Source organism: Paraburkholderia bengalensis (assembly GCF_037126505.1).
GTDB classification, from domain to species: Bacteria; Pseudomonadota; Gammaproteobacteria; order Burkholderiales; family Burkholderiaceae; genus Paraburkholderia; species Paraburkholderia bengalensis.
The window spans coordinates 1-9,778 of sequence record NZ_JACFYJ010000167.1; the positions used below are offsets into that span (position 1 = coordinate 1).

Annotated in this window: 7 protein-coding genes and 1 pseudogene; 5 read left to right on the plus strand and 3 right to left on the minus strand. The window is 60.2% G+C overall.

Annotated features, from left to right (window positions below; translation table 11 throughout):
• Nucleotides 1-570 precede the first annotated feature (570 nt).
• The 3 genes from H3V53_RS43920 (at nt 571) to H3V53_RS41295 (ending at nt 3,163) form a co-directional block, all read left to right on the plus strand.
• On the plus strand, nt 571-912 hold the full coding sequence (locus H3V53_RS43920; RefSeq protein WP_419539741.1) for a response regulator: 342 nt from the start codon (nt 571-573) through the stop codon (nt 910-912).
• A gap of 173 nt (nt 913-1,085) precedes the next feature.
• Nucleotides 1,086-1,520, plus strand: coding sequence for a YybH family protein (locus tag H3V53_RS41290; RefSeq protein ID WP_336602755.1), 435 nt, complete (start codon nt 1,086-1,088; stop codon nt 1,518-1,520).
• A gap of 350 nt (nt 1,521-1,870) precedes the next feature.
• A complete protein-coding gene (locus tag H3V53_RS41295; protein ID WP_336602756.1) occupies nt 1,871-3,163 on the plus strand; it encodes an NRAMP family divalent metal transporter in 1,293 nt (430 codons plus the stop codon).
• 444 nt (nt 3,164-3,607) lie between these two features.
• On the opposite strand, the gene H3V53_RS41300 is transcribed toward H3V53_RS41295, so the two are convergent.
• Nucleotides 3,608-4,696, minus strand: a complete 1,089-nt coding sequence (locus tag H3V53_RS41300; protein ID WP_336602757.1) for a sugar-transfer associated ATP-grasp domain-containing protein — start codon at nt 4,694-4,696, stop codon at nt 3,608-3,610.
• A gap of 593 nt (nt 4,697-5,289) precedes the next feature.
• Here H3V53_RS41300 and H3V53_RS41305 point away from each other — a divergent pair.
• A pseudogene (locus H3V53_RS41305) lies at nt 5,290-6,032 on the plus strand (DUF2252 family protein).
• Between the two features lie 157 nt (nt 6,033-6,189).
• Here H3V53_RS41305 and H3V53_RS41310 read toward each other — a convergent pair.
• Together H3V53_RS41310 and H3V53_RS41315 are read right to left on the minus strand one after the other, a co-directional pair.
• Nucleotides 6,190-8,088: a potassium transporter Kup gene (locus tag H3V53_RS41310; RefSeq protein WP_336602758.1), complete on the minus strand. Its 1,899-nt coding sequence runs from the start codon at nt 8,086-8,088 to the stop codon at nt 6,190-6,192.
• Nucleotides 8,089-8,523: 435 nt separating this feature from the next.
• On the minus strand, nt 8,524-8,898 hold the full coding sequence (locus H3V53_RS41315; RefSeq protein ID WP_336602759.1) for a hypothetical protein: 375 nt from the start codon (nt 8,896-8,898) through the stop codon (nt 8,524-8,526).
• A gap of 429 nt (nt 8,899-9,327) precedes the next feature.
• Between H3V53_RS41315 and H3V53_RS41320 the strand changes: the two genes are divergently transcribed.
• Nucleotides 9,328-9,597 carry a response regulator gene (locus H3V53_RS41320; protein ID WP_336602760.1) on the plus strand — a complete coding sequence of 90 codons (270 nt, stop codon included), beginning with the start codon at nt 9,328-9,330 and terminating at the stop codon, nt 9,595-9,597.
• Nucleotides 9,598-9,778: the final 181 nt, after the last annotated feature.

Below are 9,778 nucleotides of genomic sequence, written 5' to 3' on the forward strand. Positions count from 1 at the left end.
TGGAGAGACTCGAAAAGATCGCTGGTCATCAAAGTGCGGCGAAAGAAAATCCCGACGTTGATGACCCGCGGCCACGACGTTCAGCAATCGGATTGTAGGACTATCCTCGTCCGATGCCCACCTTTAGGCGCATGTGGAACCGCTGGAGAGTCCTTTCTGCCGGACCTTCGACTCGTGGGTCAGGGCCACTTTTCTTGTGAAAGACACCGTGATTGGGCGAATGGTCGCTGTCAAATTGGAAGCAGCCGTTGAAATGACGCTGCATTCAACGACCGCAACGGGTCCGTCTGCTGACCTCCAAGGGGAACCCAGTTGCCGTTTGAACTTGTCTCGTGGCCGACGTCGGCAATGCCGGCCACAGCATCCGTTGGCTGATGCTCGTGTCAACGGCCGGTTTGGCCGATCAACGGCATAGCGGACGACGGCGGGGAGGGCGAGTTGGACGGGATTGTTTGACTTAAAACCCGTGACCGGCATGACAAGAACAGACAGGCAACCCGTCGGGCCGGCTCGGCCCGATGAACGCAGGCGGCGAAATCTTCTACCGCCCCCGCGCCGGTCGTCGCTTCGATGAAGACGATACTTCTTGTCGACGACGATTCCGGCCTGTTGCGCGCCTGGGAACGCCTGCTGGTCGCTCAGGGGTTTGAAGTCAGAACGGCCAGTGATGGAATCACCGGTTATGCTACGGCGGTGAGAGTAACACCCGCTCTGGTTGTCACTGACCAGAATATGCCGAATATGGGTGGCGTCGACTTGTGCGACCGCCTCAGGGCAAGCGCGGGATTGTCCTCACCAGTGCCGACGCCGAACCGGAATCGGTCCCGGTTACGTGGGACGAGTTCTGGCAAAAGCCCATCCTGGGCACAACGTTGCTCTCGTCGATACATCGCCTGCTCAATGTATGAGTGACCGCTTCGGATTATCTGCAAGGACTGTGGCGAATCGACTAAGGCTGAGCACGATGCGCTGACGCCGGCTACGAGCCGACATTCCGTGATAGGAGAGAAGTTGCGTCGCCCGCCCGACAACAGGCGCTCAATGCTGACGTCGGCGGCGCAACATAGACAGTTGTGAGAATCCACATGATTCAAATAAGACAACCCGAAGACGCGCTTCGCGCATTTCAGGCCGCTTGGAACAGCCACGATATGGAGTCCTTCGGAGCATTGTTTCATGACGATGCCACGTTTGTGAACAGGTTTGGCCACTATGTGCGCGGCGTCGCGGCGATTATCAAGCTGCATGCGCCCATCCATGCAACCATCTACAGCGATTCCACGCTGGAGAACGAACTGATCGACGTGGTCGCGATCCACGAGGATGCGGCGGTCATGCACTTCTGGAGCCGACTTACAGTCGGTGCGGCTCATCCGGCTGGCTCACACGCGGTCGATACGCTGATCCTTGCCGTGCTGACGCGGCAGGCTGGCGAGTGGCGAATCAAGGCACTTGAAAACGTAACTCTGACGAATCCTCGCACGGGAGAAGCCGTCTTGAGAGGCGGCCGGAGTCTCTGATCGAGTAGCAGCAGCCGAATCCAGCGATCCTGACGCACAAAAACCAGCCCGTTTAAAGAAGAAGCCCAACGGCTCGCCTTGATCAGTAGTGGATTTCGGCGCTGCTGTCGGAGATTGGGCGACGGCCGTGGGAGCGCCACGGCTGCGCGTCACGCAATCAACTATTAAAAGGCGACAGGAGCGCAGAAAGCCGGTGAGTTATTGAGACGTCTTAACACGACCCGGTCGCTAGGAACCAGTAACAGCGCACATCGGTAGCCAGCGACATTGACGGGTGAGCGGTCCTTACTGCGCCGGCCTCCGCGTTTGCCGGGTCCGGAAATTGCGGGCGTCCGTCGCAGGAGGTGATCATGGGCGACGACAAGATTCTCGAGCCTGAAAGCACGGTCCACGATCCTGTCGAGCGCTCATGGATCCGAAAGCTGGGTCCCGGACTGATCACCGGAGCGGCGGATGACGATCCATCTGGTATCGGCACCTATTCGCAGGCAGGTGCACAGTTCGGCTTCGGCCTGTTATGGACGTTGCTGCTCACGTACCCGCTCATGACCGCCATCCAGCTGGTGAGTGCAAGGATTGGCCGCGTGACGGGCAAGGGGCTCGCGTCCAACATGCGCTCGCACTATCCCGGGTGGCTGCTCTGCAGCGCGGTTTCGCTGCTGATGCTCGCCAATGTGATCAATATTGCGGCTGACCTCTCAGCGATGGGCGCGGCGGCAGGACTGCTGGTGCCGGGCCCGCAACAGCTATACGTTGTCCTTCTGGGTGGGCTGTCGGTTGTGCTTCAGATCTTTGTTCCCTACGAGCGCTACGCGCGCCTTCTCAAGTGGACGGCCCTGGCACTTCTGGCCTATGTCGCCGTGGCCTTCATCGTGCCAGTCCGGTGGGGCGACGTTGCGCGTGCGATCGTGCTTCCCCGCATCTCGCTGACCTCGGACTACCTGACGACGGTGGTCGCCGTACTCGGCACCACCATCAGCCCGTACCTGTTCTTCTGGCAGGCGTCGCAGGAGGTCGAGGAAATGCGGTCGGCGCGGGGTCAGGGGCCGCTGCGCCGTGTACCACACCAGGCGCCCGCGCAACTGCGCCGGATCAGCTTCGACACGTGGGTCGGCATGGGCGTATCGAACATCATCGCATTCTTTATCGTGCTGACAGCGGCAGCGACGCTGCATCTGCATCACATCGACGTGAAAACGTCAGCCGACGCCGCGAGAGCGCTCGAGCCGATTGCCGGGCGCTTTGCGTACGTGCTGTTTGCGCTGGGCATTATCGGTACGGGTCTGCTGGCGCTTCCGGTGCTTGCCGGGTCGGCCGCGTATGCCGCTGCAGGCAGCTTCCGCTGGCGCAGCAGTCTCGCGCTGCATCTGACGCTGGCACGCGAATTCTATGCGGTGATCGCCCTGGCGATCGTCGGCGGTGTGGCGATAACCTTCACGCATTTCGATCCGATCCGTGCGCTGTACTGGAGCGCGGTGATCAACGGCGTAACCGCGGTGCCGATCATGGTCATCATGATGCTCATGGCCCGAAGCCGGCGCGTCATGGGCGAGTTTGCGGTGAGCGGGCTGCTGGCCTGGGGTGGATGGCTCGCGACCCTTGCCATGGCAATCGCGGCGGTGGGAGCGTGTGTGCCGGGCTAAGAGCGCGTTTTTTCCGCTCGGAATGCTGGTGTACCGGAGGGAGCGAAAGGGCTACGCGCGAGAAATATCGAGTCGGACGACTGCCAGACCAACATGCTTGTCTTGTCAGCGTCGGACGGCGAGATGGTCCCATAGGTGACGGTGGAAGAACACCCCAGTCGGGGTGCAGAGTTGTCGCGGATGCGCTGATGGCCCTTGCAACCGCCACCTCGACATGCTTGACTGGCTCTCCCGGGTGGTGACGCCGTTGGTGCACTCCGACCGGCCTCACCGTCGGGATCGTTGCTCGAGCGCCTTTCGCGCGAGATGCCGACGCGGTCAGCGTTAGCGGGTTTGTCGCCCGTGTGTTCTCAAAGATCCGGCGCACAACGCGATGAAGACACGAACCGCGTGTCCGGCAGAGGTAAGAACTGATGCCGTAGGGGCGGTGGGCCGCGGCAATCCTCATGATAGCCCGGACCGGTGCACCTTCGGCTGCACTTCCCATGCTAAGCGTTCCCAACCGAGGTCGGCGAAACATGGCCCTTGGGTGGCTTCGCCAAATCTGATGTCGTTATGTTGGGCATTCCATTCCAGTACCTTGACGTTTTCATCGACGTCGACTGTCATGTCCCACCCGACGCAGCAGACGAACGGAACCTTGCGATGAAGCTCCAGTGCCTTGGCAACGCAGGCGGCGAATGCAGGGTGGGTGACGTGCTGGAACTTCATTTTCGTGTCTGGATGTTCCTCCACATCTGTCCAGTCACTCAGATACCCGCGTGGACCCAGTTCACCCGTCGAGGGGTTCACGGGTATGCAGACCTCGCTGCCAGTCTGTATATGCGTCTCACCGGCTCGTCCTAAACGGAGGAAACAGGCGCGAAGCGATACGCGGCCACCGGGTTCAACGACGGTGGTCAGGCGCAAGGTGGCGACGGGCCCGCGGGCGAAGATATCGAAGATTTCGTGCTGCCTGATGAATGCCTGGAACACACCGTTGCCCATTAGCCTGATCAATTGTGGATCGAATGAGTCGTAATGGATCACGAATACGCCTTTGCCCTGGCCCGACCGGTCAAGTTTGAAAGCAATCCTGTTCGATTCCCCGAACAACGTAGCCCGGACCTCGTGATCGGATATGGGAGTATGTTCTTTCGTGTAGAACAGTCCATTGGCAAAATAGCCGAGGTCGGGAAACGCGTCATCGAGAAAGATAAGCCGCGTTACCGTTTTCAGGTTCGACATTTCTCCATAGCCGTGCTTTAACCGCGGCACCACGACTGCACCGTAATAGTTATCGGGTATCCAGCCCTCCCTGAACGTGCCACTCACGGCTGCGTAGACGCGAAGCCACGGCGCATAGACAGGGTCACCGAAGACCTCCTGTGCATAGTCATCGGCCTGTCTGCGCAGGGATGGACTCATCTTTCCATGCAGCTTTTCAAGCCTGCCCAGAACCTGTCTTGCCAGGATGCCATGGTCACGATGGAACTTGAAGTTCGCTACCCTCTGAACTGATCTTTTGGCGAGGTATTCAAGATCGACTGACATTCCGGCTGATCCGATCGGGATGAAGGGAAATGCGCAAACCTCATGTGCGCCGCCAAGGTGCCACTGTGTCTGCCGACGGCTGTCTGCAGCGACCACATGACGCTTCAATTCGCGGCAACAATTCAGCTTGAACTGAGGGCATCTTACGGAGGAAAACGCTCCACGAGTGTTCTTTGTCTTTATGTGCGGTGCAATCGGCTGATATGGGCGAGTGCGTCGTCCGGCCCTGCCGTGAAGTCACACGCCATGCACGAAAGGCAGCGCGATCCCTTAAGGTTTCCTTAAGAATGCGACACCTGCATACCGACGATAAGGGGAGCGAAACCGTGCCAGACTCCGCTGCTGCCGCGCACAATACTTCATCGACGGCAAATCCCGCCTCCGGAACACCAGCTTCGCAAAAGGATCTTTCCGACCTGTCTGCCGGCCGCGGTCCGCTCGCCTCCCGAATCGGCCTCGGCAAGGCCACGCGCAAGAGAGTGCCGCGTGCAAAGCTCGCGGCCTGCAAGATCGACGCGCGCGATCCCATCGGGCTGCTCGAAGCATCGAACGTGGGTCGCGTGCCGGAGCTGATCCCCATCCGCTACGGGCGCATGATCGCGGATCCGTTCGCGTTTTATCGCGGCGCAGCGCCACTGATGGCGTTCGACCTGGCGAATTTGCCCCGCTCCGATATCATCGTGCAACTGGGCGGCGATGCACATCTGGCCAACTTTGGACTCTTCGCGAGTCCGGAGCGGCGGATTCTTTTCGGACCCAACGCCCCCGACGACAGGCGTGCGCTGTTCGACCGTTACGAGCCGGTCGATGTCGCGATCCGCGTTGTCGGCATCGGCTCGGTCGGGACACGCTGCTACGAGGCGCTTTTCATGGCCGACGGAGAATGCCCTCTATTCCTGCAACTCAAGGAGGCCAGAACTTCCGTGCTCGAGGGGTACCTGCTCGCGAGCCAGTATCCGAACCATGGCCAGCGCATGGTAAACGGTCAGCGCCTCTTACAGTCGGCGAGCGACATCTTCCTGGGCTGGTCCAGGATGCATCATACGGGCAATGATTTCTATGTGAGGCAGTTGCGCGACATGAAAGGTGCGTTCGACTTCACCACGTTCAACGTCGAGGATTTCGCAGAACATGCGGATCGTGCGGCACCGCGCCGGCGCAGTCGATCGCGAAAGCGGGCGATCCCGCATTGATCTTCGGCTACGTGGGTAAGTCCGGTGCATTCGATGAAGCTATCGAACGGTTTGCGCTTGCCTATGCGGAGCAGAACGAGGCGGACTGGGATGTACTGAAAGCGGCCGTCAAGGCGGGCCGCATTCAGGCAATCCGTGAGTGATCAGGCCGCGTGCCTCGATAGACGGCAGCAACTGGCATGACCGGGCGCGGATGCGGCCCGGCCGCCGGTACGTTACCGCAATGCGATGACGATACTTACCTGTCGCTTTCTGGCTGCTGCGCTCTTCTTGCCCACGGCATGCCAAAGCCATCCTCTGTCAAAGGTTGATCTGGCCGCCCATTTCTACCACCCGGTTGGGCGGCAAGCTGAAGTACTCTGCCGCCTGCGCTCCGTTCCTTGCGAGGAATGCAAACAGCTTCTCGCGCCATAGTGACATGACGTGGCTTTGTCCGGTTGCAACAATCGTGTCCCGCCCGAGAAAGAACGAAACATCGTCCGGCTCGTAATGCCAGTCCGGTATCTGCTTCTCGAGAAGCGTGAGCACAGACGGGACGTTCGGGATCTCCATGAATCCGTGATGCACGGCCACGGAGTAGCAGCCGTTTCCAAGGTCCCGCACCGACACCTTCTGTTCGTCGGGAACATGGGGCGTATTGTACGTTGAGCCGGCCATGAAGATGTTGATACGATGCATCACGCCGTTGTGTTTCAGGTTGTGCAGAAAGGCAGTCGGCGTCATGTCGGCTACGCCGCCAGGAAAAACGGCCGTGCCGTGCGTGCGCATCACCGGGTGCTCGCCCGTAGTCAGCGACGTGATGAGCGGCGCGAGCGGCAGGCTGTCATTCCGGATCTGTTGCACGACCATTTCCCGGCCCTTGTGCCATGTTGTCATGACCGTGAAGAGTGCGGCACCCGCGAGCAACGGGAACCAGCCACCGTCGATGACCTTGTTGGCATTACTGGATACGAACAGTGCATCGACGAGCGCCATCGGACCAATGACGGCAAACGTTGCGACAGGTTTCCAGCGCCACAGGCAATGGGTGACGAAATACATCAGGAGCGTCGTCAGCAACATCGTGGAGGCAACGGCAATGCCGTATGCTGCGGCGAGATTGCCGGAAGACCGGAAGAACAGGACGAGAAAGACGACCGCAACATAAAGCGTGAGATTGATAAACGGCACATACACCTGACCAATCTCATGGCTCGACGTGTGAACGACGGGGATGCGTGGCAGAAGTCCAAGCTGTACCGCCTGTTTGGTCATCGAGAACGCGCCGGAAATCACCGCCTGCGAAGCGATAACGGTCGCCAGTGCCGCGAGCGCGACGAGCGGTATCAGCGCCCATGACGGCACCGATTCAAAGAACGGTTGGCTGATGACGGAGGGCCTGGCCAGAACGAGCGCCGCCTGGCCGAAATAGTTGAGCACGAGTGCAGGAAAGACGAGCAACAGCCACGACAGCCGGATCGGTGTCTTGCCGAAGTGGCCCATGTCGGCGTAGAGCGCCTCGCCACCTGTCAGCGCGAGGAACACTGAGCCAAGCACGATGAAAGCAGTTGCCGGGGCGTGTGCGACGAACAGGAAAGCATAGACGGGCGACACCGCGCGAATAATGGAGGGATGATCCGCAATATTTGTTGCGCCAATCACCGCAAGCGCGACGAACCAGATCAGCATTACCGGCCCGAACAGCCTGCCGACGGCGCCCGTGCCGCGCTTTTGAAGCTTGAACAGTCCCGTGAGGATGACGAGCGCAACAGGTACGATCCACTCCGACAGATGCGGGTCGATGAGCGTGACCCCTTCGACTGCGGATATGACAGAAATCGCCGGCGTGATCATCGAATCGCCGTAAAACATCGCGGCGCCGAAAACACCTAGGGTCAGCAGCATGCGACGAAGGCGAGCTGGCGCAACATCAGACGCAAGCGCGGTCAGCGCGAGGATGCCGCCTTCGCCGTCGTTGTCGGCGCGCATGACGAAGGACACGTACTTGCACGTGACCACGACGATGATTGACCAGAGGATCAGAGACACGATTCCAAACACGTTGGTCGGGCTGACACCGCCCGCGGCTTTCAGGCATTCCCTGAGTGTGTAGAGCGGACTGGTGCCAATGTCACCGAAGACAACGCCAATGGCGCCAAGTGCAAGTGCGGGCATCGCGCGGGTTGTGTGTGCCGGCGTTTGAAGGGAAGATATGGCCATGGTTGCAAGCTTGTTGAATGGGGCGGGCGGATGCCCTCTGGCGTGTCGCGACTCAGCGGATGCCGCACGAATCGAACCCGATCGTCCAGCGCAAATTGCCGGATTCGACAGCCTGTACGCGATCGGTTCGCGCTAGCCTGGAGATGCGGATTACTTGAGATTCCAGATCCCCCAGATCGCAATGGCCAGGCCGATCGCAACAACACCACCGAAAAGAACGTACGTCTCCATCAACACCTCCAACGGGAATCTGATATGGCCGCCCGGACGCGCGCCGGGTAGCGATCCTACGTGATGGTTCTTTCATATTCGCTACATGTGACCTGTCACTTCGACAAGCGGTCTCATCCGGCACCAACCACCCGCTGGAGCGGTCACCGCTACGACGTCGCGATACATCCCTCCCGCACGGAAAGATAGCTCGACTCACAGTAGTCACTTCGCCTGGCGATATTCGCGGCCCGGAAGTTCAGCCCCCGCTTTGGCTCGATCTGCGAAGCAAACGTCATGTCCCTCGCCCCGTTGATTGCGATCGCCGCGTTCTGTTGCGGCGCGGGGCGAATTGACCGCGACGCTGTGTTTGCCGCTCACGATGTCGCGCAGGTGAAACAGCTTGCGCCACCCAGATTGCCCCTTGCCGACATACCGCAGGAATGCGCGATAGCCGACGGCACTTGTCAGTGCGACGCTGGTTTTCTTCGCAACGCTTTCGAGCCCGCAGGGGCCCTCTGTTGCAAGACTGACAGCCGCGGCAACAGGGATGGCCGCCGTCGGCAGTCGTGTGAGCGCCCGCACCGGCGGCGGCTTCAATGCGTGCCGATGTCAGGTCACTGGCGCGCATTCGCTGGTCTGTTACGGCCAATTGCTGGTAGAAAACCATCCGTGGATTGGAGATCGCGCCGACGAGCGCCGCTGCAAGTTGGACAAATTGAGGTACGTTCAAGGGCACATCGCGCAACTGCCGCACAAACGCGCCGCTTTGAGATGCGGTCACGGCATTGCCCGCGTCGCGAACGGCAAGCATGACAAGCAGGCCGGTCCTCAGAGCGCAGTTCTCCGCACTGCAACACCGGCCCTTGCCTTGCGTCGCCGCGGGTCTGACATGTAAACTCTGCACCGTCGTTCCTAACAACCTCGATGGTAGCGACTGCAGAGCCTGCTCGCTGGGCACGGTGGGGGACTGCGTCCAGTCTTTATCCTGCGAGTGCCGCGATTCCCGCCACGCTTCCCTGATGTTACATGTTCTGCACGATGCGCATTCTTCTGGTTGACGACGATGAACTGCTCGGTAGCGGGGTTCAGGCGGTGCTCCGGGATGCAGGTTTCACGGTGGACTGGACCCGTGAGGCCGCGCATGCGCTGATTTCGCTGACCACAACACGCTATCTGCTCGTGGTGCTCGAAATCGACCTGCCTGGAGGGTCAGGAATGGAGCTGTTGAAACACCTTCGCCAGGCCGGTAATCATCCAGCGACTCTTCCGACCGGGCGTCGCGATCTCGCGCGATGACGAGCGCTTTTTCTTTCATGACTGGATAATCGGGTCTACCGGGCGCACGCGTGTACGAGCGGGGGATCAAGTGGGCCAAGGGTCGCGCGAAAGCGCTCACGCTCCAGGCCGCGAATCGCTTCGATCATTTTTGCCGCCATCGCGCTCGCCCCTATCGACGACAGCACCGCCAGCGGCAACC